The organism is Xenorhabdus sp. TS4 (genome assembly GCF_014467265.1).
Taxonomy (GTDB): domain Bacteria; phylum Pseudomonadota; class Gammaproteobacteria; order Enterobacterales; family Enterobacteriaceae; genus Xenorhabdus; species Xenorhabdus ehlersii.
Genome location: NZ_NKHQ01000002.1, coordinates 235428 through 260684 on the forward strand (window position 1 = coordinate 235428; position 25257 = coordinate 260684).

19 protein-coding genes and 6 tRNA genes are annotated in these 25257 nt (G+C 42.6%); 22 read left to right on the forward strand and 3 right to left on the reverse strand.

The annotated features are described in order from the left end of the window. The first annotated feature begins 36 nt into the window (after positions 1 to 36). Entirely contained in the window at positions 37 to 2073 is a 2037-nt protein-coding gene (locus tag Xets_RS27035) for a choline transporter (protein ID WP_187651076.1), read from the forward strand. 259 nt (positions 2074 to 2332) lie between these two features. Further along, positions 2333 to 3388: a DNA polymerase IV gene (gene dinB, locus Xets_RS27040; RefSeq protein WP_187651075.1), complete on the forward strand. Its 1056-nt coding sequence runs from the start codon at positions 2333 to 2335 to the stop codon at positions 3386 to 3388. 62 nt (positions 3389 to 3450) lie between these two features. Here the strand turns inward: dinB and pepD are convergent, their stop codons facing one another. Continuing rightward, positions 3451 to 4911, reverse strand: coding sequence for a beta-Ala-His dipeptidase (pepD, locus tag Xets_RS27045; RefSeq protein ID WP_187651074.1), 1461 nt, complete (start codon positions 4909 to 4911; stop codon positions 3451 to 3453). 263 nt (positions 4912 to 5174) lie between these two features. Between pepD and gpt the strand changes: the two genes are divergently transcribed. The 20 genes from gpt (at position 5175) to luxS (ending at position 22845) form a co-directional block, all read left to right on the forward strand. Continuing rightward, the gene (gene gpt / locus Xets_RS27050; RefSeq protein WP_099131051.1) at positions 5175 to 5636 is read left to right on the forward strand and encodes a xanthine phosphoribosyltransferase; all 462 of its coding nucleotides are present in this window, start codon (positions 5175 to 5177) and stop codon (positions 5634 to 5636) included. A 15-nt stretch (positions 5637 to 5651) separates the two neighbouring features. Further along, positions 5652 to 6899, forward strand: a complete 1248-nt coding sequence (gene frsA, locus Xets_RS27055) for an esterase FrsA (protein ID WP_187651073.1) — start codon at positions 5652 to 5654, stop codon at positions 6897 to 6899. A gap of 71 nt (positions 6900 to 6970) precedes the next feature. Next, the gene (gene crl, locus Xets_RS27060) at positions 6971 to 7372 is read left to right on the forward strand and encodes a sigma factor-binding protein Crl (protein WP_099131053.1); all 402 of its coding nucleotides are present in this window, start codon (positions 6971 to 6973) and stop codon (positions 7370 to 7372) included. A 129-nt stretch (positions 7373 to 7501) separates the two neighbouring features. Then, positions 7502 to 8605 (forward strand): glutamate 5-kinase, encoded by a 1104-nt coding sequence (gene proB / locus Xets_RS27065; protein ID WP_099131210.1) that lies wholly within the window; start codon positions 7502 to 7504, stop codon positions 8603 to 8605. Positions 8606 to 8634: 29 nt separating this feature from the next. Further along, a complete protein-coding gene (gene proA / locus Xets_RS27070) occupies positions 8635 to 9888 on the forward strand; it encodes a glutamate-5-semialdehyde dehydrogenase (protein WP_187651072.1) in 1254 nt (417 codons plus the stop codon). Between the two features lie 167 nt (positions 9889 to 10055). Beyond that, positions 10056 to 10586: a shikimate kinase AroL gene (gene aroL / locus Xets_RS27075; protein WP_099131055.1), complete on the forward strand. Its 531-nt coding sequence runs from the start codon at positions 10056 to 10058 to the stop codon at positions 10584 to 10586. Between the two features lie 128 nt (positions 10587 to 10714). Beyond that, positions 10715 to 12865 (forward strand): bifunctional acyl-ACP--phospholipid O-acyltransferase/long-chain-fatty-acid--ACP ligase, encoded by a 2151-nt coding sequence (gene aas / locus Xets_RS27080; RefSeq protein ID WP_187651071.1) that lies wholly within the window; start codon positions 10715 to 10717, stop codon positions 12863 to 12865. 4 nt (positions 12866 to 12869) lie between these two features. Beyond that, positions 12870 to 14054 carry a lysophospholipid transporter LplT gene (lplT, locus tag Xets_RS27085; protein WP_187651070.1) on the forward strand — a complete coding sequence of 395 codons (1185 nt, stop codon included), beginning with the start codon at positions 12870 to 12872 and terminating at the stop codon, positions 14052 to 14054. A gap of 25 nt (positions 14055 to 14079) precedes the next feature. After that, positions 14080 to 14583, forward strand: a complete 504-nt coding sequence (gene pncC / locus Xets_RS27090) for a nicotinamide-nucleotide amidase (protein WP_099131058.1) — start codon at positions 14080 to 14082, stop codon at positions 14581 to 14583. Positions 14584 to 14686: 103 nt separating this feature from the next. Continuing rightward, positions 14687 to 15763 carry a recombinase RecA gene (gene recA, locus Xets_RS27095; RefSeq protein WP_099131059.1) on the forward strand — a complete coding sequence of 359 codons (1077 nt, stop codon included), beginning with the start codon at positions 14687 to 14689 and terminating at the stop codon, positions 15761 to 15763. Between the two features lie 338 nt (positions 15764 to 16101). Next, positions 16102 to 18729, forward strand: a complete 2628-nt coding sequence (gene alaS / locus Xets_RS27100) for an alanine--tRNA ligase (RefSeq protein WP_187651069.1) — start codon at positions 16102 to 16104, stop codon at positions 18727 to 18729. A gap of 247 nt (positions 18730 to 18976) precedes the next feature. Next, entirely contained in the window at positions 18977 to 19162 is a 186-nt protein-coding gene (gene csrA, locus Xets_RS27105) for a carbon storage regulator CsrA (RefSeq protein ID WP_010845367.1), read from the forward strand. Between the two features lie 429 nt (positions 19163 to 19591). Then, positions 19592 to 19684 (forward strand) — tRNA-Ser (locus Xets_RS27110). A gap of 7 nt (positions 19685 to 19691) precedes the next feature. Next, positions 19692 to 19768: transfer RNA gene (locus tag Xets_RS27115), tRNA-Arg, on the forward strand. 82 nt (positions 19769 to 19850) lie between these two features. Next, positions 19851 to 19927: transfer RNA gene (locus Xets_RS27120), tRNA-Arg, on the forward strand. 85 nt (positions 19928 to 20012) lie between these two features. Next, a tRNA-Arg gene (locus Xets_RS27125) sits at positions 20013 to 20089 on the forward strand. Between the two features lie 85 nt (positions 20090 to 20174). Next, positions 20175 to 20251 (forward strand) — tRNA-Arg (locus tag Xets_RS27130). Positions 20252 to 20337: 86 nt separating this feature from the next. After that, positions 20338 to 20414, forward strand: a tRNA-Arg gene (locus Xets_RS27135). 193 nt (positions 20415 to 20607) lie between these two features. After that, entirely contained in the window at positions 20608 to 22167 is a 1560-nt protein-coding gene (gene gshA, locus Xets_RS27140) for a glutamate--cysteine ligase (RefSeq protein WP_099131061.1), read from the forward strand. Positions 22168 to 22329: 162 nt separating this feature from the next. Then, on the forward strand, positions 22330 to 22845 hold the full coding sequence (gene luxS / locus Xets_RS27145; protein WP_099131062.1) for an S-ribosylhomocysteine lyase: 516 nt from the start codon (positions 22330 to 22332) through the stop codon (positions 22843 to 22845). 252 nt (positions 22846 to 23097) lie between these two features. Here the strand turns inward: luxS and Xets_RS27150 are convergent, their stop codons facing one another. Both Xets_RS27150 and Xets_RS27155 read right to left on the reverse strand, forming a co-directional pair. After that, a complete protein-coding gene (locus Xets_RS27150) occupies positions 23098 to 24372 on the reverse strand; it encodes an HlyC/CorC family transporter (RefSeq protein WP_143707506.1) in 1275 nt (424 codons plus the stop codon). Positions 24373 to 24424: 52 nt separating this feature from the next. Continuing rightward, positions 24425 to 25216, reverse strand: a complete 792-nt coding sequence (locus Xets_RS27155; protein ID WP_099131212.1) for an inner membrane protein YpjD — start codon at positions 25214 to 25216, stop codon at positions 24425 to 24427. Between the last annotated feature and the right edge of the window lie 41 nt (positions 25217 to 25257).

Sequence of the window (25257 nt, forward strand, 5' to 3'; positions counted from 1 at the left end):
CATCTGTTTTAATGCTATTAATTTCAGGAACTGCCTATGAATACACAAGACAGTCCAAAAAACACCCAGAAGGACACCCTGAATTCTGTCGTTTTTTTCACCTCTGCCGGACTGATTATTGCATTTTCTTTGTTCACTATTTTTTTCACAGATGCAACCAGTGTTTGGATAAAAAATACACTGAATTGGGTGTCTAAAACTTTTGGTTGGTACTATTTATTGGCCGCGACACTTTACATTGTGTTTGTTGTTTTTGTTGCGGCTTCCCGTTTCGGTTCAATCAAATTGGGACCGGAGCAATCTAAGCCGGAATTCAGTTTGCTGAGTTGGGCGGCAATGCTGTTTGCTGCTGGGATCGGCATTGATTTGATGTTTTTCTCGGTGGCTGAACCTGTTACGCAATATATGCGACCGCCAACGGGTCAAGGGGAAACCATTGAAGCAGCTCGTCAGGCGATGGTGTGGACACTGTTCCACTATGGCCTGACGGGCTGGTCTATGTACGCTTTGATGGGAATTGCACTGGGATATTTTAGTTATCGTTATAATTTGCCCCTGACTATCCGCTCGGCACTTTATCCTATTTTTGGTGACCGCATTAAAGGATTAATCGGTCATACTGTGGATATTGCAGCCGTAATAGGGACCATTTTTGGTATTGCAACGACGCTGGGAATTGGGGTTGTGCAGTTGAATTATGGTCTGAAAGTACTTTTCGGATTACCGCAAGGATTGGGGGTTCAGGGAGGATTGATATCATTATCTGTGGTGATAGCCATTATCTCTGTCACTTCTGGAGTAAACAAAGGCATTCGATTTTTGTCTGAATTAAATGTCCTGCTGGCTCTTGGCTTGGTTTTGTTCATTTTGTTTATGGGCGATACCGAATTCCTGCTTAACGGATTAGTGCAGAACGTCGGGGATTATATCAGCCGTTTTATGAGCATGACACTGAACAGTTTTGCATTTGAACGCCCAACTGAATGGATGAATAACTGGACGCTGTTTTTCTGGGCATGGTGGGTGGCCTGGTCGCCGTTTGTAGGGTTATTCTTAGCGCGTATTTCCCGTGGCAGAACCATTCGTCAGTTTGTTATGGGAACATTAGTCATTCCATTTGTTTTTACACTGCTGTGGCTATCGATTTTTGGTAACAGTGCGTTGTATGAAATTCTGCATGGTAATCGTCAACTGGCTGAGACCGTGCTACAACACCCAGAACAAGGTTTTTATAATTTGCTGTCACTTTATCCGGCATTCACATTCAGTGCTTCTGTGGCTACCATTACCGGACTACTGTTTTATGTCACATCGGCCGATTCTGGCTCGTTAGTGTTAGGAAATTTCACCTCTAATCTGAGTGATATTAATAATGATGCACCGAATTGGTTGCGTGTTTTTTGGTCTGTGGCAATTGGCGTATTAACGTTAGGTATACTCATGACGGATGGTATTTCTGCTTTGCAAAATACCACGGTCATCATGGGGCTTCCTTTTAGTTTTGTGATCTTCTTTGTGATGGCGGGGCTATACAAGTCTTTGCGGGTGGAAGATTTCCGTAAAGCCAGTTCACTGCAAAATACCTCACCCACTCTTATGCATGACAATGGTTCATTGAACTGGAAGCAGCGTTTGAGCCGTATGATGCACTTTCCTGGTACGAAAAACACTCAGCGAATGCTGGATATGGTGTGCCGCCCCGCGATGTTAGAAGTGGCTAAAGAGTTAGTTGTGCGTGGTGCAAAAGTTCAGTTTAATGCACTGCCAGCCAAAGAGGACAAGCGGCTGAATCCATTAGAATTGATTGTTAATTTAGGTGATGAACAGAATTTTATCTATCAAATCTGGCCGCAACGCTATTCTGTGCCTGGATTTACCTATCGAGCGAGGGCGGGCAAGTCTCACTATTATCGGTTGGAGACTTTTCTGATGGAAGGAACTCAGGGCAATGATTTGATGGACTATACGAAAGAGCAAATCATTAGCGATATTCTTGACCACTATGAAAAACATCTGAATTTTATTCACTTGAACAGAGAAGCACCGGGGCAAACACTGATTTTTCCTAGTTGAGGATAAGTGGAAGAAAGATAAGTGGAATATAGTAGAGAATAAGAGTAGCTGATAAAAAATCGTCTGTGTTATAGGAAGTGACAGGCGATTTTTTTACTAAAATAAATCATGTATTGATTTTATCATTCAATCTTGACGGGAGTTGAGTACATGTTTGCATTCGGAAAAATCAACGCGTTGAATTTTTGCTGAAAAATTAGCTAGAGTTTCATGATCTCTTTCTGTATATTTATACAGTTGTTTGGCATGGGGAGAGCAGATGCGAAAAATTATTCATATTGATATGGATTGCTTTTTTGCTGCCATCGAAATGCGGGATAATCCTTCCCTTCGCGGTATTCCGGTTGCAGTTGGCGGGAGCGCTGATCGAAGGGGGGTAATTAGCACGGCAAATTACCCTGCCCGTCGTTTTGGGGTGCATAGTGCGATGTCCACCGCCATGGCATTAAAGCTTTGCCCCCAATTGAAAGTTATTCCTGGCAGAATGGCGCATTATAAAGAAATATCTCAACATATCCGCCAAATTTTTTCCCGTTACACTGAATTGATTGAACCTCTTTCTTTAGATGAAGCCTATTTGGATGTGACGAATTGCCATTATTGTCATGGTTCTGCCACGTTGATTGCTCAAGAAATTCGTCAGATAATTTTTGATGAATTGCAGTTAACCGCTTCCGCAGGCGTTGCACCCGTCAGGTTTTTAGCCAAAATTGCTTCTGATATCAATAAACCCAATGGGCAATATGTTATTTCTCCTGAACAAGTAGAGGCTTTTGTTAACTCATTGCCATTACGCAAAATTCCTGGTGTCGGAAAAGTCACAGCCAAGCGTTTATCAGACATGGGATTGGAAACCTGTTCTGATGTGCAACGTTATGACAAGCTGACACTAATAAAAAGTTTGGGTAAGTTTGGATTGTCACTTTGGGAACGCTGTCACGGTATTGATGAAAGACCAATTACACAGGAACGCTTGCGTAAATCGGTTGGGGTAGAAAGAACTTTGGCGCAGGATATCCATCAATGGCATGAATGTGTGGAGCTGATTGAAAAACTTTATCCTGAACTGAAAAAACGGCTAGAAAAGGTAAAACCCGATCTCCGCATTGCCCGTCAAGGTATCAAATTAAAGTTTGATAATTTTCAATTGACGACACAGGAACATGTCCATCCTATGTTGGATAAACTCGATCTGATTCAAATAGCAAAACGGGCCTGGGAAACACGCAGGGAAGGGCGAGGAGTCAGGTTGGTTGGGCTGCATGTGACATTACAAAACCCACAACTGGAGCGTCAGCTTTTATTGGAATGGTAAGATGTAAAGAACGAAGTCTCCCCCACAATCAGATGGCAGGGGAGAGGCAATATAACTTTCTATTACTCGTTAGCTGGAATAGCTTTTAGAATTGCAGTGAGTAGCTGCCAATATTGACCGACACTCTTAATATGTACTTTCTCATCAGGGGAATGGGCACCCCGAATGGTTGGGCCGATAGAAACCATGTCCATAGCAGGATACGGTTTTTTGAATAGGCCACACTCTAAACCAGCGTGGATCACCATAATATTCGGCGTTTTATCGAAGAGTTGGTGATAAGTTTCGCGTACTAAATGCATGATTGGAGAATTGGCGTCAGGCTGCCAGCCTGGATAGCTGCCACTTGCCACGGTTTCTGCTCCAGACAGTTTTGCCAGAGAATGCAACATTTCAGCAACGTACACCTTGCCACTTTCAATAAGTGAACGGATCAGGCAGATAATTTCGACTTTCTCTTCGTCCATGGTGACAACGCCTACGTTCAGTGAAGTTTCTACAACACCTTTGGCAACATCACTCATACGAATAACACCATTCGGCATGCTATTGAGCATGGATATAAAGCGAGCCTGGCAATCCATTGTTAGCGTTTGTGATGGTGCTTCGGTTTCATCTAACAAGAGAGTGAGGTTATGTTCAACCACGGAGTATTCGTTTTTCAATGTCTCCAGATAGCTGTCTTTTATTTGACAGAGTTTTTCAACTTTATCAGCAGGAACAGCAATCACGGTAGAACCTTCACGAGGAATGGCATTGCGCAGGGTTCCACCTTGCAGATGAATTAATTTCAGACCCAACTCATCGGAATACGCAGCTAGGAAACGAGCCAGTAATTTGTTGGCATTACCCAATCCAAGATGAATATCGCCACCAGAGTGACCACCTTTTAATCCCTTAATAGTTAATTGCAGCGTTTTATAGTTAGTCGGCAGCGCTTCGCGGGACAGGCGTAAGGTGGTGAAAAAATCAATGCCACCCGCACAACCCATGTAGATTTCGCCTTCTTCTTCCGAATCGGTATTGATCAGAATATCAGCTTGCAGCCAGCCGGATTTCAAGCCGAATGCGCCATCCATACCTGTTTCTTCAGTCATGGTCAGTAAAACTTCCAATGGGCCGTGTTTAACGGATTCGTCCGCCAAGACCGCCAGAGCGGAAGCCATACCAATACCGTTATCCGCGCCTAAAGTTGTACCATCAGCTGTAATCCAATCACCATCGATATAAGGGCGAATAGGATCTTTTGTGAAATCGTGTTGGGTATCGTTATTTTTCTGTGGAACCATATCAAGGTGCGCTTGCAGTACAACAGCCTTGCGATTTTCCATACCTTTTGAAGCTGGTTTTCTGATCAAAATATTACCCACTTCATCCCGCTCTACATGGAATCCTTTATTTTTTGCCCACTCAATAATATGGGATGCGAGCGCTTCTTCATGATAAGAAGGATGAGGAATGGAACAAATTTGGGCAAAAATATCCCATAAGGGTTGTGGGGATAGCGTTGATAATTCGGACACGGCGAATCTCCTGTAACTGGATCTTAGTGAGAAGAAAGTGGTAATGTTTGACATATCAGGGAATTTTTGTCATCTGCATTGACCTAATATCCATGCTATGCTTGAGAATATCATTTTATTACCAGCAATGGGCAGTAAGAATGAGGGCTTACCTTGTTTTTACTGGTTTTTGTTGGTTCAAATCACTATAATCTCGCGCAACCTTTTTTCCGCAAAAACACTTTTCTGAAATATTCTTTATTTAGTTTCCAGGATCTAATTTTATGAGTGAAAAATATGTTGTAACGTGGGATATGTTGCAAATACATGCCCGTCAATTGGCGCAACGTTTACTTCCCGTAGAACAGTGGAAAGGCATTATTGCCGTTAGCCGTGGTGGCCTTGTTCCGGGAGCGTTACTGGCTCGTGAATTGGGCATTCGCCATGTCGATACTGTCTGCATTTCCAGCTATGATCACGATAATCAGCGCGAGTTGAAAGTGTTGAAAAAAGCAGAAGGTGACGGCGAAGGGTTTATTATCGTTGATGATCTGGTTGATACCGGAGGCACTGCCCAGGCAATCCGTGAAATGTATCCGAAAGCTCACTTTGTAACAATTTTTGCTAAACCCGCCGGTCGCCCTCTCGTGGATGATTATGTTATTGACATTCCCCAAAACACATGGATTGAGCAGCCATGGGATATGGGAGTCGTGTTTGTTCCACCAGTTTGTGAAAAGCAGTAAGATTTTTCTTTTGTCATGACGAAACAAAACCTTTCAGAATCGCTGTTTAAGCCTCGGTTTAAACATCGGGAAACTTCTACACTGGTGAAATATACTCGCCCACAATCTGTAACTACCAGTGATAGTATGCTTGGTGGGGAGCGCCGCGAGCGTTGGTATCGTATGATTAATTGGCTCGCTTGGATCTGGAGGGGAGTCAATCCGCTAGAAATTCAAGATGTCCTCAGTCGGATTGCTGTGACAGATGCCGAACGCAGCACTGAACATTTGTTGGATACTGTGGTCGGCTATCGGAAAGGAAACTGGGCATTTGAGTGGTCTCAGCAGGCAATGTACTGGCAACAGGAAGCGTTGCATACTGAAGAGACGGAAAAAGCCGGAGCATGTTGGTTAAAGGCTGCAACGCTATATAGTATTGCAGCTTATCCTCATTTACGCGGTGATGAACTGGCAGATCAGGCCATTGTGCTGGCTAATAAAGCCTATGAAAACGCGGCACGTTTTTCTGACTATGAATTAAAAAAACTGGAATTCCAGCTGGAAGGGGGTAAAAGTGTTACTGGGTTATTGCACTTGCCTTCCCATATACAGGGGCCTTGTCCAACGATATTAGTTTGTGCCAGCCTTGATAATGTCCAGAGTGATTGCTGGCGGTTGTTTCGTGAACATTTCTCGCCTCTTGGTTTTGCCATGTTAACGCTGGATATGCCTTCTGTTGGTTATTCCGCTAAATTTACCTTGACGCAGGATACATGTGTACTTCATCAACAAGTTTTACAACAACTAAATAGCGTGCCGTGGATTGATCATACCCGTGTAGGTGTATTTGGTTTTCGTTTTGGGGCAAATATCGCGGTTCGGCTTGCTTATCTGGAGCCGAAACTTATTAAAGGAGTATCGGTGGTAGGCCCGATTGTGCATGAATTACTGCATGATGAAAAATTACAGCAGAAAATTCCGTCAATGTATATCGATGTCTTGGCCAGTCGCTTAGGGATTTATCACGTTGATGAAAAGAGATTGCGTTCAGAATTAGCGTGTTATTCGTTGAAGAATCAAGGGTTATTGGGCCGTCGTTGTACTGTACCCATGTTTTCGGTGTATTGGGAAGATGATATTTTCAGCCCAAGGAAAGACTCGAAGTTGATTGCTATGTCATCAATAGAGGGTTCAGTACGAGCTATTCCTGCAACATCAGTTTATAGTGGTTTTAATAAGGCATTACACGAAATACGTGTATGGTTGAAAGATAAAGTTTTATAAAACAAAATTTATAACTTGATATTTTTTAATCGTTTGATACAAAGGTGTTCTGTATATAAGGAGACCTTGGTATGACTTTACCTGTAAGTTATTCTAAAAATAGGTTGTTAAAGCGTTTTTCTGCATTAGGGCCGTATGTACGTGAATTAAAGTGCCAAAACGGTTATTTTTTCTTCGACTGTTTGGCCGTTTGTGTCAGTGCCAAAGCGGCCCCGGAAAAACGTGAATTTTGGGGATGGTGGTTAGAGCTGGAAGAGCAGGATCAAGGTTTTGTTTATCACTATCAGATAGGCTTGTTTGATAAGCAGGGTGAATGGAATATCATGAATATCAAAAAAAAGGCCGATCTTGAGCATCTTGAATCAACACTACAGGCATTCCACAAACGTCTGGTTGATTCTTTTGCAACTCTCAAACTGACATTGATCCCATCTGAGAATACCGTCACCCTGCAAACGCAAGTGATAGCGTGATTTTGTTTTTAACCTGCTTTTGCTAAATTTTGCGTTATGTCAGTTGGCATAACGCTTCTCTCCTGTTAAAACTGAACGTTGTTTTTTTAAAAATTGTTTTTTCAAATTAACTGTAATGGCAGAAATATGATGAATGGCAGCCAAACATTGGTTGTAAAACTGGGAACGAGTGTTTTGACCGGTGGCTCTTGTCGTTTGAATCGTGCCCATATTGTGGAACTGGTTCGTCAATGTGCTCAACAGCATGAAAAAGGTCACCGTATTATTATTGTGACTTCTGGTGCGATTGCCGCTGGGCGTGAGCACTTAGGATACCCTGATCTTCCGGCAACTATTGCTTCAAAACAATTGCTGGCAGCCGTTGGGCAAAGTCGCCTGATCCAATTGTGGGAGCAGCTTTTCTCTATTTATGGTATTCATGTTGGGCAAATGCTCCTGACCCGCGCAGATTTAGAAGATCGTGAACGCTTTCTGAATGCAAGAGATACCCTTCAGGCTTTGCTTGATAATCACATCGTTCCCATTATTAATGAAAATGATGCCGTTGCGACAGCAGAGATTAAAGTGGGTGACAATGACAATCTTTCTGCACTGGCTGCTATTTTGGGTAGTGCAGATAAGCTATTGCTTCTGACAGATATAGCAGGGCTTTATACCGCAGATCCTCGTAGTAACCCTGATGCAAAATTGATCTCTGAGGTGCATGACATCAGTGATGAGCTGAAAATGATGGCCGGGGACAGTGTTTCGGGATTAGGGACGGGAGGAATGGCAACAAAACTTCAGGCGGCAGGTGTGGCAGGGCGTGCTGGAATTGATGTCATTATTGCTGCGGGTAATAGGCCGGATGTTATTGCTGATGTTATTACAGGAAAGTCGGTTGGAACACGCTTTCATGGCCTGGCTAGCCCAATGGAAAACCGTAAGCGTTGGATTTTTGGGGCACCTCCGGCAGGGGAAATTATTGTCGATCATGGTGCAGAAGCGGCGATTATTGGGAAAGGCAGTTCGTTGCTGCCAAAAGGGATCAAAAACGTTAAAGGTGATTTTTCCCGCGGTGAAGTTATTTGTATCCGTAGCTTATCGGGCAAAGATTTGGCTCATGGCGTGTGCCGTTACAACAGTGATGCATTACGCCTGATTGCAGGCCATCATTCACAGCAAATTAGCCAGATATTAGGTTATGAATATGGCGCTGTTGCGGTTCACCGTGATGATTTGATCGTAATTTAATGCATTGATCGTGAGTTAAGGATTTCACCATGCTAGAGCAGATGGGAAAAGCAGCCAAAGCAGCATCGTGGCAGTTGGCGCAATTGAGTACCAACCAGAAAAACCAAGCGTTGAATCACATTGCTGATTTGTTGGAGACGGAGATTGAAGTGATTCTTGCTGCCAACCAGCAAGATATGAAGCAAGCCCGCGAACAGGGAATGAGTGCAGCACTACTCGATCGGTTATTACTGACACCGGAACGGCTGAATACCATTGCCAATGACGTGCGCCAAGTCTGCCGTTTGGCTGATCCTGTAGGGCAAGTTATTGATGGGCAATTATTGGATAATGGATTGCAATTGAGCCGTCGCCGAGTTCCATTGGGCGTGATTGGCGTGATATATGAAGCCCGCCCCAATGTTACCATTGATGTGGCGTCGTTATGTCTGAAAACGGGTAATGCAGTGATATTGCGTGGTGGCAAAGAAACTCACCATACAAATCAAGCGATGGTTAAAGTCATCCAGCAGGCATTGGAACAAAGTGGATTGCCGGCAGCTGCGGTTCAGGCTATCAATAAACCTGATCGTGAATTGGTGGCTGCATTGCTGAAAATGGATCGTTATGTCGATATGTTGATCCCTCGAGGCGGGGCTGGGTTACATAAATTGTGCCGGGAACAATCGACTATTCCCGTGATTACTGGCGGTATTGGCGTTTGTCATACATTTGTGGATGAAACCATCAATATTGAAAAAGCACTGGAAATCATTACTAATGCGAAAGTCCAGCGTCCAAGTGCCTGTAATTCACTGGAAACATTATTGGTGCATGAAAAAATAGCAGCCGATTTTCTGCCAGTTTTGAGTACCAAAATGAAAGAGCAGAGCGTGATATTACACGCAAGCAAATCAGCAATGACATTGCTGAAAGATGGCCCTGCAACTGTCGTTGAAGTGGCAGAGGAAGATTACTGTGATGAATGGTTATCTTTAGATATGAATGTGGAAATTGTTAGCGATATCGATCGAGCTATTGAGCACATTCGTACTTATGGCACAGCCCATTCCGATGCGATACTGACGGAATCTTTGCAGCAAGCTGATTACTTTGTACGCCATGTGGATTCAGCCGCAGTATATGTAAATGCCAGCACGCGCTTTACTGATGGCGGACAATTTGGTTTGGGGGCTGAAGTGGCTGTCAGTACTCAGAAATTACACTCCCGAGGCCCAATGGGACTTGATGCACTGACAACGTATAAGTGGATCGGTTATGGTGATTATTTGCCTCGTAGTTGACCATATCCTACTTTAATTAGATTTTATTGAACTATGTTGGGTCACACTTAAATTTTCAGTGTGACTTTTTAATCCATCAAAAATACCTTTTTACACTAGTGTAAATATTTAGTGACTACACTCTGTGTTTAGGCTTAATTTTATAGACTCTTCGGGAAAACAACGAAATGAAACAAACTCTATTCATCGTAGGTGCACGAGGTGCAGGGAAGACGACAATAGGTAAGTTGTTGTCTGAAGCGCTGTCGTATAAATTTATTGACACCGATGAAAGTATTCAGACCATGAGTAAAATGACGATAGCTGATCTTGTTGAACAATATGGCTGGGAACATTTCAGAAAATTAGAAAGCCAAACGTTGAAAGCAGTTAGCCAAAGTGAACGTATCATTTCAACAGGTGGAGGAATGGTGCTGTCGCTTGAGAATCGCCAGTATATGCAACAAAATGGTATTGTGATTTATTTACAGGCATCCGCAGAAGTTTTGAGTCAGCGATTATCTCTTAACCCAGAAAATTCACAGCGTCCCAGTCTGACAGGGAAGTCCATTATAGAAGAAATGGAGGGAATATTGGTTGAAAGAGAGCCGCTATACCAAGAGTGTGCCAATTTCATCGTTGATGCCAATCTCGCAACAGAAGATATCGTATCTCACGTTAAATCTTATATTTTAAACCAGAAAAACAAACGAATTTGATATATCAACGGCGTTTAAGTTTATTTTCTAACTGACAGGGAAATCTGATATAACAAATCGCCCATACAACTTATAGTATCGTTCTATTTACTCACTTTAATTTTATTAATTATATTTGAGATATGGATATGCTCTTAAATTTTATTCGATTACTTATTCGTGTACTCTTCAGGGTTACCATTGAAGGTGATACCAAACAGTTACAACAACACACCAAATGCATTATTACTCCCAATCATGTTTCATTTCTGGATGGCCTGTTAATTGGGCTATTCCTGCCGATAAAGCCTGTATTTGCTATTTATTCTAATATTGCAACTCGCGGCTTTCTCAAATTTATCAAATCTTATGCGGATGTTGTACCTTTGGATCCTAATAACCCAATGGCAGTCAGGACATTGGTTAAAGAAGTGGAGAAAGGGCGTCCGATTGTGATTTTCCCTGAAGGGAGGATCACCGTAACTGGCTCCCTTATGAAAATTTATGATGGTGCCGCTTTTATTGCCGCGAAATCAGGCGCAAAAGTGGTACCAATCCGAATTGAGGGGGCAGAACAAACGGTTTTTGGTCGGTTAAAAGGCATTGTGAAGCTGCATTGGTTCCCGAAAATCACCCTCAAAATTTTACCTGCCGTTGATCTGCCAATGCCGGATGCACCTGATTCAACAACACGTCGTCGTTTAGCAGGAGAACATCTCCACGCTATTATGATGGATGTGAGAATGCAGACGCGCCCAAAGGAGACGTTATTCAGCGCTTACCTAACTGCACAAAAACGCTTTGGCCGTTTTAAGTTCTGTATTGAAGATGTGAATTTTAAAGAAGATAGCTATCATTCATTACTGAAAAAAATATTGGGAATTAGCCGGATCTTAGAACGCTTTACACAAGAAGGTGAACACATCGGCCTGCTGTTGCCGAATGCGACTGTGATGGCGGCTACCATATATGGTGCTTCGTTAAAAGGGCGAGTACCGGCTCTTTTGAACTATACGGCAGGAAGCCGCGGCATTAAGAATGCCATGCAGGCGGCAACCATTAAAACCATCGTAACATCCCGCCAATTTCTGGAAAAAGGACAATTGTCTCATCTGCCAGAACAGGTGACTGAAGCTAATTGGGTATATCTCGAAGATTTAAAGGACACGATCACGCGGGAAGATAAGCTTTGGATATTGTGGCATTTGATTTTCCCTTCCAAAGCCATTTTGACTTCGCAAAAGCCGGATGATGATGCATTGATCCTGTTTACGTCAGGCTCAGAAGGTGCACCAAAAGGTGTTGTTCACAGCCATACCAGCTTATTGGCGAACGTGGAGCAGATAAAAACTGTTGCTGATTTTACTCCGCTGGATCGCTTTATGTCTTCATTACCACTGTTTCATGCTTTTGGCCTAACAGTTGGTCTATTTACTCCATTAATGACAGGCAGTCGTGTATTCCTTTATCCAAGCCCCTTACATTATCGTGTCGTGCCTGAACTGGTCTATGACCAAAATTGTACCGTGTTATTCGGAACTTCGACTTTCTTAGGCAATTATGCTCGTTTTGCCCATCCTTATGATTTTGCCCGTCTGCGTTATGTGGTGGCTGGAGCAGAAAAACTGTCCGAAAACACCAAGCGAGTTTGGCAAGATAAATTTGGTATCCGTATTCTGGAAGGTTATGGGGTGACGGAGTGTGCGCCGGTAGTGGCAATCAATGTACCGATGGCGGCAAAAACGGGAACAGTCGGGCGGATCTTACCTGGTATGGAAGCCCGTTTGTTGCCTATACAGGGTATTGAAGGAGGAGGCCGCTTACAGCTACGTGGGCTAAATGTTATGAAAGGATATCTGCGAGTTGAAGCACCTGATCGTTTGGAACCACCATCTGCCGAAGACGCCGAAGGGAATAATCAAATCGGGTGGTATGATACCGGAGATATCGTTTCTATTGATGAAGAGGGTTTCTGTACGATCAAAGGACGGGTGAAACGATTTGCCAAGCTTGCAGGGGAAATGGTTTCTCTTGAAGCGGTAGAACAAATAGCTTCTCACGTTTCTACTGATGCGCTACATGCGGCTACAACCAGGAGTGATCGAAGCAAAGGCGAAGCACTGGTATTGTTCACTACAGATGCGAATCTAAATAGAAACAGAATGCTGGGAGTGGCGCGTGAAATAGGGATGCCTGAGTTGTCGGTTCCACGTGATATTCGTTATGTGAAGCAACTTCCTTTGCTTGGCAGTGGCAAACCGGATTTTGTCACCCTAAGAGAAATGGCCGAACAGGAGTAAGGAAATGGAGACACAACCTCTACTAACCCGCGGAATGAAAGCAGTATTGCTGTCACAATTTCTTTCTGCTTTTGCTGATAATGCTCTGTTCTTTGCCATCTTAGCCCAATTAAAGGCAGAGTCTTACCCTGAATGGAGTTGGCCAGCACTGCAAATTGTTTTTGTTCTGGCTTATATCATATTTGCCCCTTTTGTCGGGCAAATTGCTGATCGGTTTGCAAAAGGGCGTGTCATGCTCTTTTCTAATGGCGTCAAATTGCTTGGCGCCATCAGCATTTGTATCGATATGAATCCTTTTCTGGGATATACCTTAGTGGGAATTGGGGCAGCGGCCTATTCTCCTGCTAAGTATGGGATATTGGGGGAGTTAACAGATGGTGGGCGTTTGGTAAAAGCCAATGGCATGATGGAGGCTTCTACTATTGCAGCTATCTTGATTGGCTCAGTTGCTGGCGGTTTCCTCTCTGATGTTAGCCTGGTACTGGCATTAGGGCTTTGTGCCTTATCGTATGGTGCTGCAGTCGTATCCAATTTCTTTATACCTCGCCTGGCGGCGGCTCGTAAAGGAAAGGGTTGGAATCCCAAAAAAATGTTGGGGGATTGCATGACGGTTTGTGCTTCACTTTGGCGTAATCAGGAAACGCGCTTCTCACTGGTAGGTACTAGCCTATTTTGGGGAGCGGGTATCACGCTGCGCTTCCTGTTAGTAGCATGGGTTCCTGTTATGCTGGGGATTGATGGCAATACGACCCCTACATTGATGAATGCAGTAGTTGCGATTGGTATCATTGTTGGAGCAGGTTTAGCTGCGCGGTTTATTACATTGAAAACCGTGCGTCGCTGTATGCCTGCGGGGATCTTAATTGGGTTCATGGTCATTCTTTTTGCTACTCAGCAATCAATCATATTTTCCTACTTAATTTTGATCGTCCTTGGCGTATTTGGTGGCCTTTTTGTCGTTCCATTAAATGCGCTATTGCAAGAACATGGAAAGCATTCGATGGGGGCAGGCAAAGCCGTTGCTGTGCAAAATTTGGGCGAAAATAGTGCTATGCTGGTAATGTTAGGGCTGTATTCGGTTTCCGTTATGGCGGGAGCTTCGGTCGTTGCTGTTGGCATTGGTTTTGGTATCTTGCTTTCTTTGGCAATTGGGGGGCTGTGGATTTGGGATCTGCTTCGGAAAAATTAATTTCTTATAGAATTGAAGGCCTGTTATGGATGAAAAAATCCTGAATCAGCTTAGTATTGAACTTGGAAAGAGATTAAAACGGAAAAAATTATCCGTGACCTGTGCAGAATCTTGCACAGGGGGTTGGATAGCTAAAGTGATCACAGATATTGCGGGAAGTTCAGCCTACTTTAATCGTGGTTTTGTGACTTACAGTAATGATGCTAAGCATGAAATGCTGGGCGTCTTGCCAGAGTCATTGGCGCAATTTGGTGCGGTAAGTGAGCAGATCGTAAAAGAGATGGCTACAGGGGCATTAATTGTCGCTAAGGCCGATGTTTCTGTTGCGGTCAGCGGCATTGCTGGGCCAGAAGGAGGAAGTGAGGAAAAACCGACTGGCACAGTTTGGTTTGGGTTTGCCTTTTACGTTAATGAAAACATCCAGACTGTAACATATCGCCAGCATTTTTCGGGGGGGCGCAATGCTGTGCGTCTGCAAGCCGTCCTTTTTTCTTTGAAAACCTTATTGGATGAAATCATAAAAAATTAGCTTGATGCTGTATGATTATACAGTATAATCATACGGCACTTTGGTATCAGAAACAGTTTATCAGCAGTGAGGCAGCCCCTTCATTGCTTGCGAAGGAGTAAACATGGCTAACGATGAAAACAAACAAAAAGCACTAGCAGCAGCGCTGGGCCAAATTGAGAAACAATTTGGTAAAGGTTCCATCATGCGTTTGGGTGAAAACCGCTCAATGGATGTTGAAACCATCTCTACCGGTTCCCTGTCACTGGATATTGCATTGGGTGCGGGTGGTTTGCCAATGGGCCGTATTGTTGAAATATACGGACCAGAATCTTCCGGTAAAACAACGCTGACACTGCAAGTCATTGCCGCTGCCCAGCGCGAAGGCAGAACTTGTGCTTTTATTGATGCCGAACATGCTCTTGATCCGGTTTATGCGAAAAAACTGGGTGTAGATATTGATAATCTGTTGTGTTCTCAGCCTGATACTGGCGAACAGGCATTGGAAATCTGTGATGCCCTATCACGTTCTGGTGCGGTTGATGTGATTATTGTTGACTCTGTTGCCGCATTAACACCAAAAGCAGAAATTGAAGGTGAAATCGGCGATTCTCATATGGGCCTGGCTGCACGTATGATGAGCCAAGCGATGCGTAAGCTAGCGGGGAATTTGAAAAACTCGAATACTCTGTTGATTTTTATCAACCAGATCCGCATGAAAATTGGTGTAATGTTTGGTAACCCCGAAACGACCACAGGTGGTAATGCGCTGAAGTTCTACGCATCTGTCCGTTTGGATATTCGCCGTACTGGTTCGGTGAAAAATGGCGACGAAGTGGTTGGTAGCGAAACGCGTGTGAAAGTGGTCAAGAACAAGGTTGCTGCACCATTTAAACAGGCCGAATTCCAAATTCTCTATGGTGAAGGCATCAACACTTTTGGTGAGTTGGTCGATCTGGGTGTTAAACACAAAATGGTAGAAAAAGCAGGTGCATGGTATAGCTATAATGGTGAAAAAATTGGACAAGGTAAAGCCAATGCCACTATGTATTTGAAAGAACACTCAGAAATTGCATCCGGGTTGGATAAAAAACTGCGCGACTTATTGTTGAATAATACAGGTGAGTTCAGTAGTGCAGCTACGGATTACGTGACAGATTATGAAGACAACGGCGAAGAAGTGAATCACGAAGAGTTTTAATTACTTATTTGTCTTCCAATTCAGTCATAATACAGAACTAATTTGGCTTTTAAAAACCACATCCATATCCGGTGTGGTTTTTTTTATGCCTGTTTTCCTGGAGGAAATAAACATCCTTGAAATAGGCGTATTGAAACAGGTGTAACGAACAGACTTTCAGAAAATCTTTAGACGAATTACAATGCTGGAAAGCGAATGGATTTATATGGGATTTTACTTCTTATGGAAGACACTCTATCTTAACCCTACTTTAATTTATTCGTGAGTTGAAATGGTGACGCGATATACCACCTCAACCATTCATAGATCTGTTTTTTCAGCTTGATTTCGGGACAATTATGAGCAAAAGCACCGCTGAGATCCGTCAAGCGTTTCTTGACTTTTTTCATACTAAAGGGCACCAGATAGTACCAAGCAGCTCGTTGGTGCCAACCAATGATCCAACATTGTTGTTCACTAACGCAGGGATGAACCAGTTTAAAGATGTTTTTTTAGGATTGGATAATAGACCTTATTCTAGAGCAACAACGGCTCAGCGCTGCGTTCGTGCTGGCGGTAAACATAACGATTTAGAAAATGTGGGTTATACAGCCCGTCACCACACTTTCTTCGAAATGTTGGGTAACTTCAGTTTTGGCGATTATTTTAAACAAGATGCAATTAAATACGCATGGGAGTTATTGACCAGCGAAGAGTGGTTTAACCTGCCAAAAGAAAAGCTGTGGGTTACTGTCTATGAGACAGACGGTGAAGCTTATGACATTTGGCATAAAGAAGTCGGTGTTCCAGCAGAAAGAATCATTCGTATAGGGGATAACAAAGGTGCTCCATATGCGTCAGATAATTTCTGGCAAATGGGGGATACTGGGCCATGTGGTCCTTGTACGGAGATTTTCTACGACCACGGTGAACATATTTGGGGAGGCCCTCCAGGCAGCCCAGAAGAAGACGGTGACAGATATATTGAAATTTGGAACATCGTTTTCATGCAATTCAATCGTCATGCCGATGGCACTATGGAGCCGTTGCCAAAACCTTCCGTTGATACTGGCATGGGGCTGGAGCGTATCACAGCCGTCTTGCAACACGTCAACTCCAACTACGAGATTGACCTATTCCAAAGCTTAATTGCTTCGGTTGCAGAAGTGACAGGAGCAAGAGATCTTACCAATAAATCTCTGCGTGTTGTTGCAGACCATATTCGTGCATGTGCGTTCCTGATTTGCGATGGGGTTATTCCATCCAACGAAAACCGTGGCTATGTACTTCGTCGTATCATTCGCCGTGCTGTTCGTCATGGCAACATGTTGGGGGCAAAAGAGGCCTTCTTCTACAAGCTCGTTGCACCATTGATTAAATTCATGGGGGCGGCTGGTGAAGAGCTGAAACAGCAGCAGACTTTGGTTGAGCAGGCATTAAAAACCGAAGAAGAACAGTTTGCTCGTACTTTGGAACGTGGTTTGCAGTTGCTGGATGAAGAGCTGGCTAAATTATCTGGTGATACGCTCGACGGCGAAACCGCTTTCCGCTTGTATGATACCTATGGTTTCCCTGTTGACCTGACTGCGGATGTTTGCCGCGAACGTAATATTAAAGTAGATGAGGCTGGTTTTGATGCAGCGATGGAAAACCAGCGTCGTCGTGCTCGTGAATCCAGTGGCTTTGGTACTGATTACAATGAACTGATCAAAGTTGATGGACGTAGTGATTTTTGTGGTTATGAACATAATTCACAGCAAGCTGCTGTTATCGCTATCTTCCGCAATGGCCAAGCCGTTGAGCAAATTCACGCTGGTGAAGAAGCGATCATTGTACTTGATAAAACTGCATTCTACGCTGAATCTGGTGGACAGGTTGGTGATACGGGTAAATTGTCGTACGACAATGGTGTATTCGACGTCGTCGATACACAAAAATATGCTCAGGCAATCGGTCACATTGGTAAATTAACAAGTGGTAGTTTGAGCGTTAATCATACAGTTAATGCTGAAATTGATGTGGTACGCAGAGGTGCGATTCGTTTGAATCACTCAGCGACCCATTTGTTACATGCGGCATTACGTCAAATTTTGGGAGAACATGTTGCCCAGAAAGGTTCTTTGGTAAATGATAAGTATCTGCGCTTTGACTTCTCTCACTTTGAAGCCATGAAGCCAGAACAGATCCGTCAAGTCGAAAACTTGGTGAATGAAGAGATTCGCAAAAATTCACCAATTGTTACAGAATTAATGGAGCTGGAAGAAGCAAAAACCAAAGGTGCTATGGCGCTGTTTGGCGAGAAGTATGACGAAAAAGTACGTGTACTTAGCATGGGAGGTTTTTCTACCGAATTATGTGGTGGTACTCATGCGAGTCACACAGGTGATATAGGGTTGTTCCGTATATCCAGTGAATCAGGTACAGCAGCAGGAATTCGCCGTATTGAAGCTATTACGGGGCAAACTGCATTAAACTCTATCTATCAGCAGGCTGATTTACTGCAAGACATCGCTCATCTGGTGAAAGGTGATATCAGTAGCCTGAATGAGAAAGTGAAAACGACACTGGATAGAACGAAACAGTTGGAAAAAGAGTTGCAACAGTTGAAATCTCAGCAAGCAGCTCAGGAAAGTTCTTCCTTGGCAAACCAAGCCAAGGAAATCCAAGGTGTTCGTCTACTGGTGACACAATTAGGTGATATAGAACCGAAAATGCTTAGGACGATGGTTGATGATCTAAAAAATCAGTTAGGATCAGCAATTATTGTGCTTTCTACAGTGACTGGTGATAAAGTCAGTCTAATTGTTGGTATAACGAAGGATTTGACTGCTAGAATAAAAGCAGGCGATTTAATCTCTTTTGTTGCCCAACAGGTTGGAGGTAAAGGAGGAGGACGTCCTGATCTGGCTCAGGCTGGCGGGACCGATGTAACAGCTCTTCCTTCCGCATTAGCTAGTGTAGAAGAGTGGGTAACATTGCGGTTATAGTTGGTATTGCCGTGACAGCAGTGGCACCATGAAAGCATTTTTTTATGGTGTCAAATGTTTTTTGTTGTGAAATTGTTGAAATGTTGGGCACATACTTATATTTTAGCTATCCTATAGATATAGGAAATGTGTTCAAAACTGCTTATACTTTAAGTAGATACCATTGCTTTACGTTTTCACGGTGTTTGATGGATAATAGCGGGGAAACCTAGAGACCCGACTCTTTTAAATTTTCAAGGAGCAAAGAATGCTTATTCTGACTCGTCGAGTTGGTGAAACGCTCATGATAGGCGATGAGGTAACAGTCACAGTACTGGGAGTTAAAGGCAACCAAGTTCGCATTGGTGTAAATGCGCCCAAGGAAGTTTCTGTTCACCGTGAAGAAATTTATCAACGGATTCAGGCGGAGAAATCTCAGCCTACAACTTTTTAATTCAAGAATGGCGTCCATGCTTTTTTAAGACTTGGGCGCTACTCTACTTCCTTCTTTTGTCACCCTACTATGTTTATCTCTTTTTGATACCTTGATTCTATTCTCTCATGTCTTTTTATTTTCTATCTGTTGAAAAAGCATCGTTCATGAGGCCATAGAGATGAATAATCATTTTCATCAATTTTAACGGTTTTTAGACAATTTCATTGTTGATAAAACAGTCCGTTAGATGCTAAACCAAGCATTTTGTGTGCTAAGTGTTCAAACGGAAAAAAGTTTCGAAAAATTGTTTGACTTATCAGGCAGGGAAAGTAATATGTGCGCCATCGCAGCGACGAAGGGCTTGAAGAGAAGCTTCTGAGTAAATACCGGAAGTAAAGATTCGAAGAGCTACGAAGTGAAAACATCTAAGTCGCAGGTTTTAAAAATGGTGAGGTGGCCGAGAGGCTGAAGGCGCTCCCCTGCTAAGGGAGTATGTGGTTAAGAGCTGCATCGAGGGTTCGAATCCCTCCCTCACCGCCATTAATATGCATCCATAGCTCAGCTGGATAGAGTACTCGGCTACGAACCGAGCGGTCGGAGGTTCGAATCCTCCTGGATGCACCATTTAAACACCGCGATTTTTTAGGTATCTTCAATTCTAGTCAGGCAATAAACAGCGCCTGAGCAGAAATAGAAAACCGACAATGCATCCATAGCTCAGCTGGATAGAGTACTCGGCTACGAACCGAGCGGTCGGAGGTTCGAATCCTCCTGGATGCACCATTTTAGATGTCCCGATTTTGGGAGATCCTAATTCTATCAAGTCAGGCAATCAACAGCGCCTGAGTAGAAATAGAAAACCGACAATGCATCCATAGCTCAGCTGGATAGAGTACTCGGCTACGAACCGAGCGGTCGGAGGTTCGAATCCTCCTGGATGCACCATTTTAGATGTCCCGATTTTGGGAGATCCTAATTCTATCAAGTCAGGCAATCAACAGCGCCTGAGTAGAAATAGAAAACCGACAATGCATCCATAGCTCAGCTGGATAGAGTACTCGGCTACGAACCGAGCGGTCGGAGGTTCGAATCCTCCTGGATGCACCATTTTAAATATCCTGATTTTTGGGATGACCTAATTCTATCAAGTCAGGCAATCAATAGTGCCTGAAAAGAAATAGAAAACCGACAATGCATCCATAGCTCAGCTGGATAGAGTACTCGGCTACGAACCGAGCGGTCGGAGGTTCGAATCCTCCTGGATGCACCAGCTTAAAACCCTTGCCCGATAAGGCAGGGGTTTTTCTTTTTATTTCCGTTCAAATATAACATTTGTTTTATTAATTCTGTTTATAATTTGGGCGGAAGTGCATTGCTACCTCTATGTAATCAGCGACAACTTGACTTGTTTCATATAAAGTAAACTTTTAGTAATAATCTTTTAAACTCCACGGGAGGACAAATTGATCCCGGACGTATCAAAAGCATTGTCATGGTTAGAGGCAAACCCAACTGTATTAAACGGTATTTGTCGTGGCATTGAGCGTGAAACATTGCGTGTTACTCCAGACGGTCATTTAGCTAAGACGGAGCATCCAAAATCACTTGGTGCTTCTTTAACGCATAAATGGATTACAACTGATTTTGCTGAATCTCTATTGGAGTTTATTACCCCTGTTGATAGTAATATAGATAGAACCATTGCTTTCCTTAAAGATTTGCATATCTATACCGCCCGGAATCTGGACAATGAAAAAATGTGGCCTTTAAGTATGCCATGTTTTATCGACGAAGAAGAAAATATCACTTTGGCTCAATATGGTACGTCTAACTTGGGCCGCTTTAAGACCTTGTACCGTGAAGGATTAAAGAGCCGTTATGGCGCACTAATGCAAACAATTTCTGGTGTGCATTATAACTTTTCTCTGCCAATGAGTTTTTGGCAGGCGTGGTTAGGTATTAAAGACGCCGAAACAGGAAAAGAGCAGATTTCAGATGGCTACCTTCGTTTAATTCGTAATTATTACCGCTTTGGCTGGGTGATCCCTTATTTATTTGGTGCATCACCGGCAATCTGTTCTTCATTCTTACGTGGGCGAAATACAGCATTATCTTTTGAGGAAACAGAAAGAGGGACTTGTTATCTGCCTTATGCGACTTCGTTGAGGATGAGTGACTTGGGGTATACCAATAAATCGCAAAGTGATCTGAATATTACTTTTAATCATCTTCATACCTATGTAGAGGGGCTTAAGAAAGCAATTCATAAGCCATCTGAAGAATTTGCGGCAATCGGTATCAAAAAAGGAAATAAGTACTTACAGCTCAATACTAATGTTCTTCAAATTGAAAATGAGTTGTACGCACCAATTCGGCCAAAACGAGTCACGAAAGAGGGAGAATCACCTTCAGATGCTTTGTTGAGAGGTGGTATAGAATATATTGAAGTGCGTTCTTTAGATATTAATCCTTTTTCCTCCATTGGGGTTGATGAGACGCAAATTCGTTTTCTTGACTTATTTTTGATATGGTGTGCTCTGGCTGATGCCCCTGAAATGGGAAATGAGGAACTTGCCTGTTGTCGTGGAAACTGGAATAAGGTTATCTTAGAAGGGCGCAAACCAGAGTTATCTATCGACCTTGGTTATGGGGTTGAGCAACAGCCGCTGAAGATCGTAGGACAGGAGTTATTCAGGGATTTAGAGCGAGTCGCTGAAATTCTGGATGCCTGTTCAGGGACTCAATATCAATCAGTCTGTAAAGAATTGGTTAACATGTTTGAAGATCCATCACTGACGTTTTCAGCGCGTGTCCTGGACAAGATGAAATCTCAGGGGATAGTTGGTTTTGGGTTGGAACTGGCAGGTCAGTATCATAACGAATTGATTGAAGAACATTATTCAATTCTGAATGATGAAAATTTTTCTGTTGAGCGTGAAGCTTCTGTGTCGCGTCAGCATGACCTTGAACAGCAAGATAACATGAGCTTTGAAGAGTATTTAAAACTTCATGCAGGGCGTTAAAAAAGAAAATGGCCACCACTGGTGGCCAAATAAAATATCTTAGAGAATAGGGATGATAACAATTTTGCGCGTCTTCATATCTTATGACCAGCCGCAAATGAAAAGGTTTCATCTATCTGAAAAAATCTTCGTAAAAAATCTGATACCTTAGGAGGTAGTATTATGCCTTTGTTGGATAGTTTTACAGTTGACCATACTCGTATGGCGGCACCTGCTGTTAGAGTTGCCAAGACAATGAAAACGCCTCACGGCGATACTATCACAGTATTTGATTTACGTTTTTGTGTTCCTAATAAAGCAGTGATGCCAGAACGAGGTATTCACACACTTGAGCATTTGTTTGCGGGTTTTATGCGCAATCATTTGAACGGTGACGGTGTTGAAATCATTGATATTTCTCCAATGGGATGTCGTACTGGTTTTTATATGAGCTTAATTGGTGCTCCAGAAGAATTGAGAGTGGCTGAGTCTTGGAAAGCGGCAATGGAAGATGTGATAAAAGTTCAAGATCAGAACCAGATCCCAGAATTAAACATTTATCAGTGCGGTACATATGAAATGCACTCATTGAAAGAAGCTCAAGATATTGCTCAGCGTATCCTTGATTCTGGTGTTCGTGTCAATTATAACGATGAATTGGCATTGCCTGAAGAAAAACTGGTGGGGCTTCAAGTTTAGTTTGTTAGATATGGTACCTCAACGACTATTACATTTGGTGATGGAGCTTTTGGTTAAGTAGTCAGATCTGTTTTATATTATTGAGGGGCTAGCTTATTCTGCTAGCCCTGCATTGGTGTTCTTTTCTCTTTATATTTTTGAAATTACCAGATTTTTTTGATTATTTTCCTTTAGTTACATAGACAAATTAGATTGAGTATTAATTTGAATGTTTTATAGTGGTTAAATTATTCACTGAATTAATTTTATACTTTATTCTGTATTTTGGTGTATCGGCGTTACACGAACTTGCTTGATAACATTATCTTGCACCGCAATAACCTCAAAATTGTATTTATTAATCTGTACGTTAGCATTTAATTCAGGAATTTCACCTAGTTCTTCCAAAATCATTCCATTCATTGTCCTTGGACCGTTTTCGGGAAGCGCCCAACCGAAAGCCTTATTTAATTCACGGATATTGGCTGTGCCATCAACCAGAACGGAGCCGTCACTTTGTGGAAGGACTTCTTCTGCCAGAGTTGGTGACATGGAAGTGGTAAAATCGCCGACAATTTCTTCCAAAATATCCTCGACAGTCACTAATCCTTGAATATCGCCATATTCATCAACGATTAGGCCAGCTTTTTGTTTGTTACGTTGGAAATTAATAAGCTGGATATTTAATGGCGTGCTAACTGGGATGAAATAGATTTTATCTGCGGCTTTGAGTAAATTTCTTTTTGTAAATTCTTTTTTCTCCATCATCAGTCGATAGGCCTCACGTACTCGGAGCATACCGATAGCATCATCAAGGGAATCTCGATATAACACAATACGTCCATGTGGAGAGTGTGTCAGTTGCTTGATAACGCACTTCCAATCATTGTTAATATCAATACCGACAATTTCATTACGTGGGATCATAATGTCACCAACGGTGACTTTCTCAAGATCTAATATTGAGAGCAGCATATCTTGATTTCGGCGTGATAGATTGACGTTTGATTCATTTACAATTGTGCGTAGCTCGTCTTTACTGACGGCATCACTGCGGATATTAGAGGTTTTGATACCCAAACAGCGCATAAACAGCAAACTGATCTTATTAAATGACCAAACAAGGGGCAGCATAATTTTTTCTAGTGGGCGTAACAGGAAGCTACTTGGGAATGCAATTTTTTCAGGGTAAAGCGCTGCAATGGTCTTTGGCATCACTTCAGAAAAAATAAGAATAATGAATGTGAGTACACCTGTTGCAATAGCAACACCGGCATCGCCATAGAGTCGCATACCAACGATAGTAGCAAGGGAGGACGCCAAAATATTGACAAGATTATTACCGATAAGTATCAGGCTAATGAGTCTGTCTGGATGACGCAGCAGAGATTCCACCCTGCGTGCGGGATTGCTCCCTTGTTTAGCTAAATGGCGTAAGCGATATCGGTTGATTGTCATCATGCTAGTTTCAGAGGCAGAGAAATAAGCCGAAACAATAACCATAACAACAAGAATTATAATCAGTGTACTTGTTGAGACATTCTCCAAAACAGAATTCCTTCCTAATAATTATATAGATTGGCGATGATAAATTAACTTATTAATAAACCATCATTTCCTGTAATAGCCTGCTACCGAAAAAAGCAAGTGTCAGAATAAATGCACCAATCAAATTGAACCAAATAACACGCTTGCCACGCCACCCTTCATGATAATGCCCCCAAAGCAAAATAACGTAAATAAACCATGCAATAATAGATAAAACAGATTTATGGATATTTTCTTTACTGAAAATATCATCCATGTACATAATGCCAGTACAGAGCGTCAATGTTAGTAAAATTACACCAACCTGGGTAATGTGAAACATTTTCCGCTCAATTGTCATCAATGGAGGAATACCAGAGGTAAATGTGAGTTTTTTCTTTTTAAGCTGATGATCCAACCAACCAAGTTGCAATGCATAAAGAGCTGCAATGAGTAAAGTAGCATAGCCAAGTAATGCCAGCCCAATATGAATAAATAATTCGATACTATCTTCAAGATGAGTAATGAATTCTCCCGGCATCATGCTAGCCAGTATCAAATTGATCATGGCGAAACTGTAAACAACCGGCAGTAAAAACCATGCACGTCCACGGAAAGCGACGACTGTCATGATGATGCACATAAGCAAGCTAACAATTGAGCCTAAATTCAATAAAGTGAGATTTTGCCCGCTGCTGACATGAAAAACTTGGTATTTTAATGCAATCGCGTGAGCGACTAACGCTACAATGGCAAAAGAAAGTGCCAGTTTTTGATAACTGTTTTGTTGGCGCAATAAACCTGGCACGATGAGCGTCAGGCTAATGAGATAGGCAAATAAAGCAATAATTGAAAATATCAGCATAACATTTATCGTTTTCGCAATGAAATCCATTGGGTATGGAT

Bases quoted from the DNA above. Each gene is read 5' to 3' on its own strand.
- Xets_RS27035 (WP_187651076.1), top strand. From the start codon at position 37: ATGAATACACAAGACAGTCCAAAAAACACCCAGAAGGACACCCTGAAT.
- dinB (WP_187651075.1), top strand. From the start codon at position 2,333: ATGCGAAAAATTATTCATATTGATATGGATTGCTTTTTTGCTGCCATC.
- gpt (WP_099131051.1), top strand. From the start codon at position 5,175: ATGAGTGAAAAATATGTTGTAACGTGGGATATGTTGCAAATACATGCC.
- frsA (WP_187651073.1), top strand. From the start codon at position 5,652: ATGACGAAACAAAACCTTTCAGAATCGCTGTTTAAGCCTCGGTTTAAA.
- crl (WP_099131053.1), top strand. From the start codon at position 6,971: ATGACTTTACCTGTAAGTTATTCTAAAAATAGGTTGTTAAAGCGTTTT.
- proB (WP_099131210.1), top strand. From the start codon at position 7,502: ATGAATGGCAGCCAAACATTGGTTGTAAAACTGGGAACGAGTGTTTTG.
- proA (WP_187651072.1), top strand. From the start codon at position 8,635: ATGCTAGAGCAGATGGGAAAAGCAGCCAAAGCAGCATCGTGGCAGTTG.
- aroL (WP_099131055.1), top strand. From the start codon at position 10,056: ATGAAACAAACTCTATTCATCGTAGGTGCACGAGGTGCAGGGAAGACG.
- aas (WP_187651071.1), top strand. From the start codon at position 10,715: ATGCTCTTAAATTTTATTCGATTACTTATTCGTGTACTCTTCAGGGTT.
- lplT (WP_187651070.1), top strand. From the start codon at position 12,870: ATGGAGACACAACCTCTACTAACCCGCGGAATGAAAGCAGTATTGCTG.
- pncC (WP_099131058.1), top strand. From the start codon at position 14,080: ATGGATGAAAAAATCCTGAATCAGCTTAGTATTGAACTTGGAAAGAGA.
- recA (WP_099131059.1), top strand. From the start codon at position 14,687: ATGGCTAACGATGAAAACAAACAAAAAGCACTAGCAGCAGCGCTGGGC.
- alaS (WP_187651069.1), top strand. From the start codon at position 16,102: ATGAGCAAAAGCACCGCTGAGATCCGTCAAGCGTTTCTTGACTTTTTT.
- csrA (WP_010845367.1), top strand. From the start codon at position 18,977: ATGCTTATTCTGACTCGTCGAGTTGGTGAAACGCTCATGATAGGCGAT.
- luxS (WP_099131062.1), top strand. From the start codon at position 22,330: ATGCCTTTGTTGGATAGTTTTACAGTTGACCATACTCGTATGGCGGCA.
- Xets_RS27155 (WP_099131212.1), bottom strand. From the start codon at position 25,216: ATGCTGATATTTTCAATTATTGCTTTATTTGCCTATCTCATTAGCCTG.